Origin of the sequence: Fictibacillus sp. BK138, from assembly GCF_004216955.1 — a bacterium.
Classification (GTDB): domain Bacteria; phylum Bacillota; class Bacilli; order Bacillales; family Fictibacillaceae; genus Fictibacillus.
This window is the reverse complement of record NZ_SGXL01000001.1, coordinates 1,927,766-1,944,142: the sequence shown is the minus strand read 5'-3', so window position 1 is coordinate 1,944,142 and position 16,377 is coordinate 1,927,766. Positions and strand designations below refer to the sequence as shown.

General features: G+C 38.3%; 14 protein-coding genes. 12 read left to right on the top strand and 2 right to left on the bottom strand.

Annotation, left to right across the window (positions count from 1 at the left end; translation table 11 throughout):
- The first annotated feature begins 62 nt into the window (after nt 1–62).
- The 9 genes from tdh to hfq all read left to right on the top strand — a co-directional run bounded on the left by tdh (nt 63) and on the right by hfq (nt 11,416).
- Nucleotides 63–1,103 carry an L-threonine 3-dehydrogenase gene (tdh, locus tag EV282_RS09600; RefSeq protein ID WP_242611848.1) on the top strand — a complete coding sequence of 347 codons (1,041 nt, stop codon included), beginning with the start codon at nt 63–65 and terminating at the stop codon, nt 1,101–1,103.
- Between the two features lie 17 nt (nt 1,104–1,120).
- Nucleotides 1,121–2,296: a glycine C-acetyltransferase gene (locus tag EV282_RS09595; protein ID WP_130295623.1), complete on the top strand. Its 1,176-nt coding sequence runs from the start codon at nt 1,121–1,123 to the stop codon at nt 2,294–2,296.
- Nucleotides 2,297–2,611: 315 nt separating this feature from the next.
- The gene (gene miaB, locus EV282_RS09590) at nt 2,612–4,201 is read left to right on the top strand and encodes a tRNA (N6-isopentenyl adenosine(37)-C2)-methylthiotransferase MiaB (protein ID WP_130295622.1); all 1,590 of its coding nucleotides are present in this window, start codon (nt 2,612–2,614) and stop codon (nt 4,199–4,201) included.
- Nucleotides 4,201–4,635, top strand: a complete 435-nt coding sequence (locus EV282_RS09585) for a RicAFT regulatory complex protein RicA family protein (RefSeq protein WP_130295621.1) — start codon at nt 4,201–4,203, stop codon at nt 4,633–4,635. Before miaB ends, EV282_RS09585 begins: the two co-directional genes overlap by 1 nt.
- Before the next feature lie 401 nt (nt 4,636–5,036).
- Nucleotides 5,037–5,609 carry an outer spore coat protein CotE gene (gene cotE / locus EV282_RS09580; RefSeq protein WP_130295620.1) on the top strand — a complete coding sequence of 191 codons (573 nt, stop codon included), beginning with the start codon at nt 5,037–5,039 and terminating at the stop codon, nt 5,607–5,609.
- Nucleotides 5,610–5,719: 110 nt separating this feature from the next.
- The gene (gene mutS / locus EV282_RS09575; RefSeq protein ID WP_207224289.1) at nt 5,720–8,311 is read left to right on the top strand and encodes a DNA mismatch repair protein MutS; all 2,592 of its coding nucleotides are present in this window, start codon (nt 5,720–5,722) and stop codon (nt 8,309–8,311) included.
- Nucleotides 8,312–8,328: 17 nt separating this feature from the next.
- On the top strand, nt 8,329–10,188 hold the full coding sequence (gene mutL / locus EV282_RS09570) for a DNA mismatch repair endonuclease MutL (RefSeq protein WP_130295619.1): 1,860 nt from the start codon (nt 8,329–8,331) through the stop codon (nt 10,186–10,188).
- 9 nt (nt 10,189–10,197) lie between these two features.
- Nucleotides 10,198–11,148, top strand: coding sequence for a tRNA (adenosine(37)-N6)-dimethylallyltransferase MiaA (gene miaA, locus EV282_RS09565; protein WP_130295618.1), 951 nt, complete (start codon nt 10,198–10,200; stop codon nt 11,146–11,148).
- Between the two features lie 31 nt (nt 11,149–11,179).
- The gene (gene hfq, locus EV282_RS09560) at nt 11,180–11,416 is read left to right on the top strand and encodes an RNA chaperone Hfq (protein ID WP_066289634.1); all 237 of its coding nucleotides are present in this window, start codon (nt 11,180–11,182) and stop codon (nt 11,414–11,416) included.
- A 29-nt stretch (nt 11,417–11,445) separates the two neighbouring features.
- Here hfq and EV282_RS09555 read toward each other — a convergent pair whose 3' ends face one another.
- Complete coding sequence (locus EV282_RS09555; RefSeq protein ID WP_130295617.1) at nt 11,446–12,420, bottom strand: tyrosine-type recombinase/integrase; 975 nt, start codon at nt 12,418–12,420, stop codon at nt 11,446–11,448.
- A gap of 101 nt (nt 12,421–12,521) precedes the next feature.
- On the opposite strand from EV282_RS09555, the gene EV282_RS09550 reads away from it, so the two are divergent.
- A complete protein-coding gene (locus tag EV282_RS09550; RefSeq protein ID WP_165389411.1) occupies nt 12,522–13,100 on the top strand; it encodes a YhcN/YlaJ family sporulation lipoprotein in 579 nt (192 codons plus the stop codon).
- 118 nt (nt 13,101–13,218) lie between these two features.
- Here EV282_RS09550 and EV282_RS09545 read toward each other — a convergent pair whose 3' ends face one another.
- Entirely contained in the window at nt 13,219–13,848 is a 630-nt protein-coding gene (locus EV282_RS09545) for a YitT family protein (RefSeq protein WP_130295615.1), read from the bottom strand.
- A gap of 281 nt (nt 13,849–14,129) precedes the next feature.
- Here EV282_RS09545 and spoVK point away from each other — a divergent pair, with 281 nt between their 5' ends.
- Both spoVK and hflX read left to right on the top strand, forming a co-directional pair.
- Nucleotides 14,130–15,080, top strand: coding sequence for a stage V sporulation protein K (gene spoVK / locus EV282_RS09540; RefSeq protein WP_130295614.1), 951 nt, complete (start codon nt 14,130–14,132; stop codon nt 15,078–15,080).
- Between the two features lie 39 nt (nt 15,081–15,119).
- Nucleotides 15,120–16,376, top strand: a complete 1,257-nt coding sequence (hflX, locus tag EV282_RS09535; RefSeq protein WP_130295613.1) for a GTPase HflX — start codon at nt 15,120–15,122, stop codon at nt 16,374–16,376.
- Nucleotide 16,377 lies beyond the last annotated feature (1 nt).

Here is a 16,377-nt window from a genome sequence, read left to right as displayed (position 1 = left end):
TATTTATAAAATGTACAATGATGTTGGATATGATATTTGATGTTTAGTGAGGAGTGTTCAGTTTGGAAGGAAAAATGAAAGCGATTGTTAAGCATCATGCGGGATTTGGTGCTCGATTAGAAACAGTAGATATACCTCAAATTAAAGATGATGAAGTATTGATTAAAGTAAAAGCAACTTCAATCTGTGGAACGGATGTCCATATATACACATGGGATGAATGGTCTCAAAGCCGTGTGAAGACACCTTATGTTTTTGGACATGAATTTTCAGGTGTAGTTGAAAAAGTAGGAAGCTCAGTAAAAAATGTTAAAGTTGGAGATCATGTTTCTGCAGAAACTCATATCGTTTGTCATTCTTGTCCACAATGTTTAAAAGGGCAGTTTCATATTTGTAAAAACACTAAGATTATTGGTGTTGATACTCACGGCTGTTTTGCTGAATATGTAGCGATGCCTGCAGAAAACATCTGGAAGAATGATCCTGATATGCCATTTGAACATGGTTCTATTCAAGAACCGATGGGAAATGCTGTTCATACGGTTCTAGCCGGAGACGTAGCAGGGAAAACAATTGCAGTCATCGGCTGCGGACCGATAGGCATCATGGCTGTTAACGTTGCTAAAGCTGCAGGAGCAAGTCAGGTAATAGCACTAGACCTTAACGAATACCGCCTTGATTTAGCAAAAAAGATTGGAGCTACCACTGTTATTAATCCAAAGGATGAAGATCCAGTTGCAAAAGTGATGGAGCTTACCGACGGGAATGGTGTAGATGTTGTCTGTGAGATGAGCGGACATCCAACTGCTATCGATCAAGGGTTTAAAATGATTACAAACGGCGGCAGAGTATCTATTTTAAGTTTGCCTGTTAAGCCTGTTGAGATTGATCTAACAAATGATGTTGTCTTCAAAGGCGTTACAGTACAAGGGATCACCGGCCGGAAGATGTATGAAACATGGCAGCAGGTTTCTGGACTTCTACAATCTGGCAGCATGCATCCTGAAACAATCATTACTCACACTCTTCCAATGGAGCAGTTTGAGGAAGGTTTTGACTTAATGATAAAAGGCAATTGCGGAAAAGTAGTTCTAATACCTTAGAAAGGGGATTGATAGTGATGAAAGGCTTTGAATACTTACAAGAAGAATTGGACCATATGAAAGAAGAGGGAACGTTTAGAAAGCTAGTTCCTCTTGAATCTGAGCAAGGATCAAAAGTGGTTATCAACGGCAAAGAAGTAATACAGCTTTCTTCGAACAACTATTTAGGACTAACAAGCCATCCAAAGATGAAAGACGCAGCATTGAAAGCAGTTGAAGAGTTTGGTGTAGGTACAGGGTCGGTTCGTACGATTGCAGGTACACTTTCTATGCACGAGGAATTCGAAAAAAAGCTTGCTGAATTTAAACATACAGAAGCATGCCTTGTATTCCAATCTGGTTTTTCAACAAATCAAGGAATCCTTTCGGCGATCCTGACAGATCAAGATGTCGTTATTTCAGATGAACTGAACCATGCATCCATAATAGACGGGATCCGTTTAACAAAAGCAAAAAGAAGAATCTATAAGCATGTTGATTTAGAAGATTTGGAAGCTGCATTAAAAGAAACACAGGATTATAGAAAAAGAATCGTTGTGACAGACGGCGTATTCTCAATGGATGGCAATATCGCACCACTCCCTGGAATCGTAGAACTTGCTGAAAAGTATGATGCACTAGTAATGGTTGACGATGCACATGCTAGCGGTGTGTTAGGAACCAACGGACGCGGGACGATCGATCACTTTAATCTAAATGGCCGTGTACACATTCAAGTTGGTACATTAAGCAAAGCGATTGGTGTTCTTGGTGGTTATATTGCAAGTACTCAAACACTCAGAGATTACCTGATCCATAAAGGACGTCCTTTCCTTTTTAGTACATCTCATCCGCCTGCAGTTATCGCGGCAAGTTCTGCTGCTATTGATGTTTTAGAAGAAGAGCCTGAACACATGGAACGTTTATGGGAAAATACGAAATTCTTTAAAGCCGGTCTTAAAGAACTAGGATTCAATACTGGTGTAAGTGAAACGCCAATTACTCCTGTTCTGGTAGGTGATGATGCTTTTGCGCATAAGCTTTCAGATACATTGTTAAAGTATGGTGTATTCGCTCAAGGTATCGCATTCCCTACCGTTGCAAAAGGGAAGGCACGCGTTAGAACAATCGTAACCGCACAGCATACTAAAGAGGAATTGCAAACGGCCCTTGACGCATTTGAAAAGGCTGGAAAAGAACTAGGAATTATTTAATGTAAAAGCTGTTTTATTATGCTTTGTTGCTTTTGAAAGTAGTTGATTTCCGTTCCAGGATGCTCGCTTTCTGCGGGGCGTGCTGTGAGCCTCCTTGGTGCTATGCACCATTAGGAGTCTCACACCTTGCACTCCAATCAACTTTTTAATGAGGGCGAGTGAAAAGAACTTCAAGCGACAATTTTTTTAAAAGAGACAATGCAAAAAGAAGGAGAAATCCTTCTTTTTTGTTTGCACCAAAGATTCGGATTACCATAATAACTTTATGTAAACAAGTGGGATTTCACGTTTTAATAAAACCAATTATTTGATATAATGTTACAGTTAGATATATGTTTGAGAAGATATAAGCAGCAATATGCAGCAAAGGCAGTTAGGAGTGAAAATGTCTTGGATACGAAAGACAATAAAACAAGGAATAGAGAAAAGAATAGAGACTACTCACAATATTTTCAAACCACTTATACTCCGCCTTCTTTAAAAGACGCAAAAAAGCGCGGTAAAGAGCAGACACAAATTCTAAAGGATTTCACAATTCCTGAGAATTTAAAAAATATAGGTGTTGGGAAGAAGTTTTATATTCGTACTTATGGATGCCAGATGAATGAACATGATACAGAGGTTATGGCGGGTATACTCAATGAGATGGGTTATGACGTCACAGACACTTCAGAAGATGCAGATGTTATTTTATTAAATACATGTGCGATCCGTGAAAATGCTGAAAATAAAGTTTTCGGTGAACTTGGACATTTGAAACATACAAAAGCAAACAATCCAAACTTGCTTTTAGGTGTCTGTGGATGTATGTCTCAGGAAGAATCTGTTGTAAACCGAATACTATCAACTTATCCTCAAGTAGACATGATCTTTGGTACTCATAATATTCACCGATTGCCCCAAATCATTGAAAATGCACTATTTTCAAAAGAGATGATCGTAGAGGTTTGGTCTAAAGAAGGTGACATCGTTGAGAACCTTCCTAGAAAACGCAAGGGTAATGTAAAAGGGTGGGTCAACATTATGTACGGATGTGACAAGTTCTGTACGTATTGTATTGTTCCATATACACGAGGAAAAGAACGCAGCAGACATCCGCAGGATATTATCGAGGAAGTCAGACAGTTGGCAAGAGAAGGATATAAGGAAGTTACATTGCTAGGTCAAAATGTAAATGCTTACGGAAAAGATTTCGAAGACTTAGACTACGGTCTTGGAGATCTAATGGATGAGATCCGTAAGATTGATATCCCAAGACTGCGTTTTACGACGAGTCATCCCCGTGATTTTGATGACCGCTTGATCGAAGTGCTTGCAAAGGGTGGTAATATCGTCGAACACATCCATCTTCCTGTTCAGCACGGCAATAGTGATATCTTAAAATTAATGGCTCGAAAATATACACGTGAGCACTATATGGAACTTGTCAATAAGATAAAGGTTGCCGTTCCAAATGCAGCATTAACGACAGATATTATTGTTGGATTTCCTAATGAAACAGATGAGCAGTTTGAAGAAACGATCTCCCTTGTAAAAGAAGTAGAGTACGATGCTGCATATACGTTTATTTATTCACCTCGAGAAGGTACTCCTGCTGCAAAGATGAAAGACAATGTGCCAATGGAGGTTAAACGTGAGCGCCTTCAGCGCTTGAACAGCGTTTTAAATGATATTTCGCTTCGCAAAAACCAGGCTTACATTGGAAAAGTTGTAGAAGTGCTCGTTGAAGGAGAAAGCAAAAAGAATCCTGATGTGCTGACTGGTCACACTGGTTCGAATAAAGTAGTTAACTTTAAAGCTCCTAAACACTTGATCGGTGAAATTGTAAAGGTTAAGATTACTGACGCTAAAACATGGAACCTTGGCGGAGAATTGGTTGTAGAAAAATCAGAGGTGGTAAGCTAATGACAACTTATACGAAAGAAGAAATTTTAGGAAAAGCAAAAGAACTTGCAAAAATGATCGCGACAACTGAAGAAGTGGATTTCTTCAAGAAAGCTGAAGCTCAAATCAACACGAATGCAAACGTTGCAAAATTGATGGGGCAAATTAAGAACTTGCAAAAGCAAGCTGTTAATCTTCAGCATTATCAAAAGCATGAAGCTTCAAGAGAAGTAGAAGAAAAGATCGACGCGCTTATGGCTGAATTAGACAGCATCCCTGTTGTTCAGGAGTTTAAACAATCACAAAATGATGTGAATGATATTCTGCAAATGGTCTCACATACTATCTCAAACAAAGTAACAGATGAGATTATCGAATCGACTGGCGGAGATCTTCTTAAAGGAACAACAGGTTCTCAAGAAGGATGTTCACCTGGTGGCTGCGGCTGCCACTAATCTATCATTTTTAAGGCACGATGTTCTATTAGAGCATCGTGTTTTTTGTTGTTCCACATAATATTGCTAGAAGGAGACGCTAAAAAATAGGAGAAAGACCATTAATCAGGCTTTAGGGTCCTTTAGAGTATTTTATGATCCTTCCACAACATTTATGGGCCTTTAAAAAGATTTATGGTCCCACAAATTTATTTAAGATCCTTCAAAAAGTTTTATAAACTATTCGGCAAAACAGAGCATTTTACATAATTTCACGTACCGTACATCAAAAAAATTTTTTAGAACAATGTGCTAAGAATGCCCATATAAATAGACTAATTGTTGATTTTTTTATTAATAAGCACAATAGGCATTTGCCCTGCATAAAATGTATGGAGAGCGGAAATAGGAGGGATTCATGAATGGCTAGACACGTTGATCAAGAGTTGACTTACAGAGAGATCATCACAAAAGCGGTGTGTGGGAAGGGCAGAAAGTTTTCTCAGGCGACTCATACGATTGCACCAGCCCATCGTCCCAGCAGTATTTTAGGATGCTGGATCATTAATCATGCTTATAAGCCCAAGAGAAACGGTGAATGTGTAGAAGTCGAAGGAAGCTATGATATTAACGTTTGGTACTCATACAATGATAATACTAGAACAGAAGTGGTTACTGAAACCATTCATTTTAATGATAAAGTGGATTTGAGTGTAAGAGATAAACACGCTCTAGGGAACCAGTATGAAGTAACTTGCCGTGCACTGCAGGAACCAAATACGCTGGAAGCAACCATTTCTCCAAACGGCAATAAAGTCATTGTTCAAGTAGAAAGAGAGTTTGTTTGTGAAATTATAGGTGAGACAAAGGTATGCGTTTACGTGAATCCGGATGGATTTGACGATGAGAATACAAGAGATTGGGAATATGATGTTGATGATGAAAACTTCGAAGATCTTGATCCTAATTTTCTGATCGGCGATTTAGAAGAATAATCAGAAGCGGGGAGAATTCTTCCCGCTTTTTTTCATGCAGAGAAAACGAAAAGAAATGAGTAGTTATGATATAATAGCAACATCGAAACGTTATGAAAAAAGGTGAAATTATGTCGCAATATACTCCGATGATACAACAATACTTATCTATTAAGGCAGCTCATCAAGATGCCTTTTTATTTTTTCGTTTAGGCGATTTTTATGAAATGTTTTTTGAAGATGCTGTTCAGGCAGCACAAATCTTAGAGATAACATTAACGAGCAGAGATGGGGGCAGCCAGGATCGCATACCAATGTGTGGAGTACCTTATCATTCTTCTGCAGGTTATATAAAAACACTGGTTGAAAATGGCTATAAAGTAGCCATCTGTGAACAAGTAGAAGACCCGAAGCAGGCAGTAGGGGTTGTGAAGCGGGAAGTTGTTCAGATCATTACGCCAGGAACTGTTATTGATGATCATTTATTACAAGACAGAGAAAATAATTATCTCGTTTCAATTGAAAGAGAGAAAGAGTTATTTGCTTATATTCTTTGTGACTTATCTACTGGAGAATTAAAAGGATATACATATAGCGGTAATCAGCTGTCATTCATCCAATTGCTCTTAAGCCAAGGTGTTAAAGAAATCGTTGGAGATGCAGAGTTACATGCTGAGTGGAATGAAAAGATGTCTCTCAACGGACAGGCTTCGGTTTCCGTTCAACAAGAAAATACCGTCGATGAAAGATTTCAGCACCTCACAGGAGATATTTCGCATCTTTCCTTATTAAAAGCAGCTGGGAGACTGTTTCATTACTTAAACTATACACAGAAGCGCTCCTTTCAGCATCTTATGCCGGTTGAATTTCAGCAGAATGACCTGCGAATGAAGCTTGACGCTTTTTCAAAACGTAATCTGGAGCTCACTGAGTCCATTCGTGCAAAAGGCAAAAAAGGTTCGCTCCTTTGGTTGTTGGATTCTACTATGACGGCAATGGGTGCCAGAAAACTTAAACAATGGGTAGAAGAACCGCTTTTCGTAAAGAAGACCATCGAGAAACGGTTACAACTGGTTGAAGAGCTCATTAATGAATTTTTTATTCGTGAAGAAATGAAAGAACAGCTGAAATCTGTATATGACATGGAACGGCTGATCGCTAAAATCTCTTATGGGAATGCTAGTCCAAGAGATTTAGTCCAGTTAAAAAGATCATTGTTAAGCGTTCCTGTTCTAAAAGAAAAGATAAGTCAGATTCCAGGTGAGTATGCATCAGAAATTCATGAAAAGATGAAGGATCACAATGAGCTGGCTCACTATTTGGATTCAGCTATACATGATGAAGCTCCCGTTCAAATTAAAGAAGGCGGAATCATTAAAAAAGGGTATAATTCAAAGCTTGATGAATATAAAGATGCGAGCATGAACGGAAAAGCTTGGATCGCTGCACTAGAACAGCAAGAAAAAACAGAGACCGGAATTAAATCTTTAAAAATAGGATTCAATAAAATATTCGGCTATTATATCGAAGTTACGAAATCTAACTTATCGATGGTGCCACTTGAACGATATGAAAGAAAACAGACTCTGGCGAACGCAGAACGGTATGTAACTCCTGAACTTAAAGAAAAAGAACGTATTATTTTAGAAGCTGAAGAAAAAATTTCAGGTCTTGAGTACACTTTATTCTTAGAAGTTAGAGAATATGTAAAGCAATATATTCCTGGGCTTCAGCAGCTTGCTTCTGCGATTTCGGAACTTGACGTCATCCAATCGTTTGCTGCGATCAGTGAACAGTACCGTTATGTAAGACCCTCCGTTTCAGAAGATGGAAAAGTAAACATTGTTGGTGGCCGTCACCCCGTTGTAGAAAAAGTAATGGATGCACAAGAATATGTTCCAAATGATATTTTCTTAAATAATGAAAGAAATATGCTTTTGATCACCGGACCTAACATGGCAGGTAAAAGTACGTATATGCGCCAGCTTGCCTTAACGGCCATAATGATGCAAGTTGGTTGTTTTGTACCTGCAGAACAAGCTGAACTGCCGATGTTTGACCAAATTTTTACACGCATTGGTGCAGCTGATGATTTAGTAGGCGGACAAAGTACGTTTATGGTGGAAATGCTTGAAACGAACTTTGCTCTTACAAGTGCAACAGAAAATAGTTTGATTCTTCTTGATGAAATCGGACGTGGAACTTCAACTTATGACGGGATGGCACTCGCACAGTCAATAATTGAATTTATCCATGAAAGAATTCAAGCGAAGACGCTCTTTTCCACCCATTATCATGAGCTGACTGTTCTTGAAAATTCGCTTCCATCCTTAAAAAATGTTTTTGTAAGTGCTGTTGAGGAAAATGGAAGTCTCGTATTTTTGCATAAAGTAATCGATGGACAAGCTGATAAAAGTTTCGGGATTCAAGTAGCAGAATTAGCAGATCTTCCTCAGGATGTTATACAAAGAGCGAAAACCATCCTGCAGACTTATGAAAAACAAGAGAAGAATGAAGCACTCCCTATCCAGGAAGTATCGGCAACAAAAGAAGAAGTACAGGAGAGCCAGTTAAGTTTGTTTGCTGAAAAAAGCACTGTTTCCCGAAGAAGAGATTCAAAAGAAACTGATGTTTTAAAAGACTTAAAAGCATTGAATGTCCTCGAAATGACACCTCTTGAGGCGATGAATGCTTTATATAAACTGCAGACCAAACTGAAATAAGAAGGAGGCTAATAAAGATGGGCAAAATCGTACAGCTTGATGAGCATTTATCGAACAAGATTGCAGCTGGAGAAGTAGTAGAACGCCCAGCCTCTGTTGTAAAAGAACTTGTTGAGAATTCAATTGATGCAAATGCTTCTAGAATCGAGATTGAAGTAGAAGAAGGCGGCTTGTCACTCATTCGTGTGCTTGATAATGGAGACGGTATTGAGGCTGAAGACTGTGTCCTTGCTTTTAATCGTCATGCTACTAGCAAGATTAAGAGTGAACATGACCTTATCCAGATTCGTACGATGGGTTTTCGCGGAGAAGCGCTGCCAAGTATCTCTTCCGTCTCTCAAGTCGAGTTAAAATCTTCTACAGGTGATGGTCCTGGTACTTATCTGTTTATCGAAAACGGTAAAATTAAAAAACAGCAGCAAACGAATAGCAGAAAAGGTACTGACATGACAGTGCGTAACCTGTTTTATAATACACCTGCTCGTCTAAAACATGTAAAGACCATTCAAACGGAACTAGGGACGATCACTGATCTAGTCAACAGGCTTGCATTGGCAAACCCAGATGTTTCTTTTCGGTTAAAACATAACGGAAAAGAATTGCTTCATACATCGGGTAACGGAAACGTGCAGCAGATTATTGCAGCTGTTTATGGTATTCAGACAGCAAAGAATATGCTGCCGGTCTCATTTACATCTCTTGATTATGAAGTAACAGGCTATATAGCCAAACCCGAGATGAACAGAGCATCGAGACAATATATTTCACTGTTTATGAACGGCAGATACATTAAGAACTATGCACTTTCAAAAGCGATCCAAAATGCCTATCATACCTTTTTACCGATTGGACGATTTCCGATTGCTGTTCTTTCCGTAAGGATGGATCCGACAATTATCGATGTAAACGTACATCCTTCAAAACATGAAGCAAGGCTTAGTAAAGAAACAGAACTCGTCCAATTAGTCGAAAACGAATTAAGAAAAGTAATAAAAGCTGTTCAGCTCATCCCAGAAGTTAATATTCAGAAGAAAGAACAGAGGCAAAAAGAAACAGATATGCAGTCTGCTTTTTCATTTGAATACGCTCAAAAGAAACAAGAAATCGAGCCTTATCAAGTACCTGAACGTGTGCATCTTGAAACTTCTATTCCTTCAAATTCTCATGCAGGTATTCAGGAAGCGGTTCAAGTAAACGAAATGATGGATTCATTGTTAGAAACAAAGAATAAGTACACTGAAACAGTTGTTGAAGACATAGAAGAAAGCACCGAAAAAACAGGATCTGACCAGGAGAAGATACCTGTTCTTTATCCAATCGGCCAGATGCACGGGACATATATACTTGCACAGAATGAAAATGGTTTATATTTAATCGATCAGCACGCTGCACAAGAAAGAATTAAGTATGAATATTTCAGGAAAAAAGTAGGCATGGTTGAACGGGAATTACAGCTGTTAACGGTTCCTTACACATTTGAATACGCAACACACGAAGCTGCATTTATTAGTGATCATCTGGATTTTTTAAACCAAGTGGGGCTGTTTCTAGAGCCATTTGGACAAAATACCTTTATTGTTAGAGAACATCCGCAATGGTTTCCAAAAGGATATGAAAAGGAAACCATCATGGATATCATTCAGCAGGTACTAGATCATAGAAAGATTGATATCGAAAAATTAAGAGAAGAAGCTGCCATCATGATGTCTTGTAAAGGATCGATAAAAGCAAACCATCATTTAAGAAACGATGAAATATTTGCTTTACTGGAGACATTACGAAAATCTGAAGATCCTTATACTTGCCCGCATGGGAGACCGATAACCATCCATCTATCAACTTATGAACTCGAGAAAATGTTCAAACGGGTCATGTAGGAGCTAACCATGAAAGAAAAATTAGTAGTTATAGTAGGTCCGACTGCTGTTGGAAAAACGAAAACAAGCGTTGAACTCGCTAAGGCAATCAATGGTGAAATTATCAGCGGTGATTCTATGCAGGTATACCGCGGGTTAGATATTGGAACTGCGAAAATTACAGAAGATGAAATGGAAGGGATCCCTCATTACATGATTGATATCAAAGATCCTTCCGAGCCATTTTCTGTTGCTGAGTTTCAAGAAAAAGCAAAAGAACTGATCAGTATGATTAATAATAAAGGCAAGATTCCTATAATTGTTGGAGGGACTGGCCTCTATATTCGTTCGGTTACACATCATTATGAGTTTTCAGAAGCGAACAAAAATAATAAGATCAGGGATAATCTTCAAAAGAAGGCTGAGAGTGAAGGTCCAGATGCACTTCATTCAGAACTAATGTCAATCGATCCTGTAAGAGCAGCTGATATTCACCCTAATAATGTGCACCGGGTTATTAGGGCTCTAGAAATCTATTATGAAACCGGCAGCATCCCTTCAAAGGAACAAAAAAATATGCAAGACAAAGAGGAATCAACTTATAACTTAGCACTAGTTGGATTAACAATGGAACGGGAAAAGTTATATCAGCGCATAAACGCACGTGTAGATTTGATGATAAAGTCAGGTGTTATTGAAGAAGCGGAGTGGTTATTACAGCAGGATATCACCAATAGTCTTGCTGCAAAAGCGATCGGTTACAAAGAGCTTTTTCCCTATTTAACTGGTGAAATCTCATTAGAAGAATCCATTGAACTTTTGAAGCGAAATTCAAGAAGATACGCTAAAAGACAGTTCACATGGTTCAATAATCAGATGGACGTTCAATGGTTTTCAATGGATGAATCCTCATTTCAGAAAAAATTTATAGAAATTCGTCACTTTGTGGAAGGGAAATTAGATATTTCCGAGAATGTATAAAGGTAATGCCCAAAGAGGAGGATCTGTTCACATGAAGCAATCAATCAATTTACAGGATCATTACTTAAACCAATTACGGCGCGAAAACATTTATGTGACCGTATATTTGCTGAATGGCTTTCAGCTCAAAGGTTTAGTAAAGGGGTTTGACAACTTTACGGTTGTACTTGAGGCAGAAGGGAAACAGCACCTCATATATAAGCATGCCATTTCAACGTTCACCCCGCATCGAAATGTCGATTTATCTTCTGCAAATATGAATGAATAACAAATACTCCCTAAGAACCGAATCAGGTTCTAGGGAGTTTTTATTTGTTTTATGAAGTGGTCGTATCTTTGCAAAGTGAGATGTGATTTTAAACCGAACCAAGACTGAGCTTCTTCCTCTGTTTTACCTGAAGCTAAATAATTTAAAATAGCTGTCCTTCTAAGATGCTGTGAGCTTATACCTTGTCTAATTCCAGATCGTCTTATTTCCTGTCTTAACATCTTCTGAATAGCGATTACAGTTAAGGGTTTTGGTTCATAGATTGAATAATCAAATCGAAAGGTACCTCTTTGATAATCAAAAGCGATAAAAAAACGGTCAGATGAATAATAGTTTGGTCTGATCGCGGCAGGGATATCTTCCTTGTAGGTATATAACAGTTGTTGTGTGAAATCAGTAAGAGGCAAGTGTCTGATATCTGTACCATTTATAACCGTTAACTGTTTCCTTGTAAAATTAACGTGTTTCATTTCAATGTTCGTCAATTCTTGTAAAGTTAATCCGTAATGATACAGCAGTGACAGGATCGCTTCATTTCTTTTGATTAGCAAGTGCCTGAACTTTTGCTGCTTTTCTGTAAGCCCATCAAAAGAAGAGAGTGTTTCAAACAGCTGCTGAAACTCTTCCTCTGTTATAAAATCTTCTTCTAGCAGCTGTTTTTCTTCCTTTAAATCTTTTTCAACGGCTAAAAAAGGGTTTACCTGGATTATCCTTTGAGATTGAAGAAATTGAAAGAGACTTTTTATTACGGTAAATACACGTCTACTGGTCGCGGTGCTATATGCTCGCTGATCGGAAAGAAATAAGAAATATTCCTTTACTTGTTCAGAAGTCAAATTTTGAATCACAAGAATCTGATCACTATCCTTGACCACTCTAAGCCAAGCAAAAAAGTCCTGCAGATCATAATAATAACGTTTGATCGTACTTTTTTTTCTGCCTTTATTTTGAAGATATGAGATAAATGAATTGGCATATTCGGGTAAGTGTGGGTACTCTTCCATAATTGCCTCCTATAACCTCTTTTTCCCATTATATCAAAGGCACTATTTTTTGCATATTTAACATGAGTCCTAACAAAACTACTTAAAAAAGGATGATGAATATGCGAAAATTATCGGTAATAATTATGTGTTTATTCTTTACTCTTGGTGCTTGTTCAGGGAAGAGCGGATCAGGGGATGAGACACTTGATACGAAGCAGGTAAAATACGACACTTCAGAGAGAAAGCCTAATTCTCAAATCGATTCCCCGCGTGTGACAGAACATAGTGATGAAGTACATCAATCAAAAGATTTAGTACAGCTTGCTGAAAAAGTAAACGGAGTTGAAAAAGCATATGCAATCGTTAGTGGAAGTTATACACTGGTCGGAATTGTTTCTTCAGAACCAACAGCGCCTGGTGAAGAAAATGATGCTTTACGCAAGGAAGTTTATCGTGTTCTAAAAGGAAACGCACATGGCAGGAACGCAGCGATTACGACTGACCCGGATAAAATTGAAAAAATAAAAGAATTAGGGCAAATAGCAAATAGGAGTAACAAAGAAAGTAAAAGCGGCGTTTTTAACGAGATGGGCATATTGATCGGGAAGATAAAACCGCTTGAAGGACATTTGAAGTCGACCAGAAGGCAGGATATGCATGAAGAAATCGATCATAGCCGTGATGATCTATATGAATAAGAAGGTTATTATTTCCTAAGGAAGCGCAAAATTTGACACGATCAGACAGTTAATTAATATAATAATCATTATGTTAATTAATGAACAAAAAAAGCATTCTCCACATGAGGAGAATGCTTTAATTATTTCGTGCAGCTTCTGTTTTACCTGGGGCATAAAGAGTAGAGGTAGCTGCAGGTTTCTTGGTTGTTTTTAATTTTCCGGTAATATAAGAAGCGATTGTAATGGCAATGATCGAAATAAGAGCTTTTTTAAAGCCAACCATTACCACAGCTGATGAAACAATAATAAAATCTGTTACAAAAAGTGATAACCCGCGGTTTATATCCGATTTTTGCTCTAGGTATAAAGCGAGTATGTGGATGCCTCCGAGAGAAGCACCTGAATTTAGAACAAAACTCACACCGATCCCTATCAAAAGTCCAGCTATCACAGCAGCAATTACTGGAGTGATCGTTGGGAAACGAACAAAATCCATTAAATCTGATATAACTGATATAAGAAATATACATAAAAAAGTTGATAATGAGAAAGTCCAGCCGAGCTTTTTAATTGAAAGAATAAAGAAAGGGAGATTTACGATTAAAAAAAGAATCCCCCACGACCATTCAGTCATGAAAGTGCCAAGTGTGGCAACACCTGCTGTTCCTCCAAAAGTCAAAGAATGTACAGTTAACAGCTTAATTCCTGCAGCAGTTAAAAATAATCCCAAAATAATCATCATACTTTTATAAAGTTTAGCTTCCAATTTAGTTCCTACTTCCAATATAACAATTCACTTGATATTTCATTATTTAACATATCACGGAAATCGTGCATACTTGAGTATTTTTATTCGTCTGAAAATAGAAAACGCTTACATTTTATTCATAAATATTCATTCAGAAAAAACAAGGCTTGTCATTGTGGTAGACAATGTCGTTTCGTCATAAATTGATAACAGTGGATTATTAATCGATATAGGCATTTGTCACAGGTTTTATCTAACAAGCATATTATGATTTGACTGGTAAAGAGAGGTGGTACCGCTTGAACGAACCGATCGCGATAAAAAAACAGCGGCAGATCAACATTGTATTAAACCAGGGAAATGAGAAGATCAAAACAGATGATGCCATAAATATGGCTGGAAAAGATAAAGTGAAAGAACAGCATCTTCCATTATTAAGAATAGAACAAGATCTTAACAAGCTTGTTGGGATGGATGATTTAAAACATCATGTAAAGGAAATATACGCTTGGCTTCATATTAATAAATGCCGGCAGGAAATGGGAATGAAGGCAGAAAAACAAGCTCTCCATATGTTATTTAAAGGGAATCCAGGCACAGGCAAAACTACTGTGGCAAGAAAACTTGGTACACTTTTTCATGAGATGAAAGTATTATCTAAAGGTCATTTAATTGAAGCGGAGAGAGCAGACCTCGTTGGTGAATACATCGGCCATACCGCTCAAAAAACAAGGGAGTTACTTAAAAAAGCAAATGGAGGAATCCTCTTCATTGATGAAGCCTATTCTTTGGGCAGGGGTGGAGAGAAGGACTTTGGAAAAGAAGCGATAGATACGCTTGTAAAAGCAATGGAAGATCAGCAACATGAATTTATACTAATATTAGCTGGCTATCCGAAAGAGATGGATCGATTTTTAAAACTAAATCCAGGTCTTCCTTCAAGATTTCCGGTTGTAATTTCTTTTCCTGATTACACGGTGGATGAACTAATGGAAATATCCAGAAGGATGCTTTCCGAAAGGGAATACGTATTAACTAGAGACTGTGAGTGGAAACTAAAAACACATATTGAACGAGTCAGAAACTCAGGAAAGGGTTCTTTTGCAAACGGAAGATACATTCGGAACATGATTGAAAAAGCTGTGAGAAGACAATCCGTAAGGCTGTTGAATGATGCAAGGCAGGATAAAAAGGCATTGATGACCATTCAAAGTGATGACCTTGTGCTAGAAGAACGGGATCTGATTTGATATGATGGAAGGAGACTATGGAAAGCAGGGATCGCGAATTTGAACAGACAAAAAGATTCAGTTCAGGAAAAAGCGATTCTCGTCGGCTGTCAGCTTCCGCGGCAGAACGACGAGCGTTTTTTTTATTCGATGGAAGAATTAAAATCGCTGACGAAAACAGCGAATGGTACAGTTTGTGCAGTAGTTTCTCAAAAAAGAGACAGGTATGATTCTGCTACTTTTATAGGTAAAGGTAAAGTCGAAGAATTGATTACTCTTGAGGAAGAACTCGAAGCGGAACTTATTATATTTAACAGTGAGCTATCACCGTCACAAGTGCGTAACCTTTCAAAACATTTTCAAGCAAGAATTATAGACCGTACACAGCTGATTCTTGATATATTTGCTCAGCGTGCCAAAACACGAGAAGGAAAACTTCAGGTTGAACTTGCACAGCTGGAATATCTCTTGCCAAGGCTCTCTGGTATTGGTGCAAGCCTTTCAAGACTTGGCGGTGGAATCGGGACAAGAGGTCCTGGTGAAACAAAATTAGAAAAAGACCGCCGTCACATAAGACTTCGTATCCATGAATTAAAACAGCAGCTTAACCAAGTTGTAAGCCATAGAGAAAGATATAGGGAACGGCGCAAACACCAAGGAGCTTTTCAGGCAGCACTTGTCGGCTATACGAATGCGGGAAAATCAACAATATTCAATAAGCTGACTGAGGCTGACAGTTATGAAGAAGATCAGCTTTTTGCGACGCTAGATCCCTTAACAAGAAAAGTGAAACTGGCAAGCGGTTTTCAATTGCTGCTTACAGATACAGTAGGTTTTATTCAAGATCTCCCTACTTCATTAATTGCTGCTTTTCGATCCACATTAGAAGAAGCCGCTCAGGCAGATCTTCTTATTCACGTTATCGACGGTTCTAGTGAGGACCGCAATCAGCATGAAAAAACAGTTAAAAGAATTTTGAGTGATCTCAAGGCCAGCCACATCCCAATGTTGACGGTCTACAATAAAAAAGATCAATTTGCTTCAGACTTTTTACCTGAAAGTCCGTCTATTTCTATTTCAGCCTTATCAGAACAAGATATCACTACGCTAAAAGAAACGATTGAAAAGGAAGTAACGAAACAGCTTACATTTTACCAAATCAGTGTGCCTGCACACGACGGCAAACAACTTGCGAGACTGCGGTCCGAAACGGTCTTAATCAAACAGGAGTTTGATAAAGAAAAGCTCGTTTATGATTGCAGGGGTTATGCCCTTTCATCTACTTCTATCGAGTCAATCAGCAATAAAGGAGAATAGC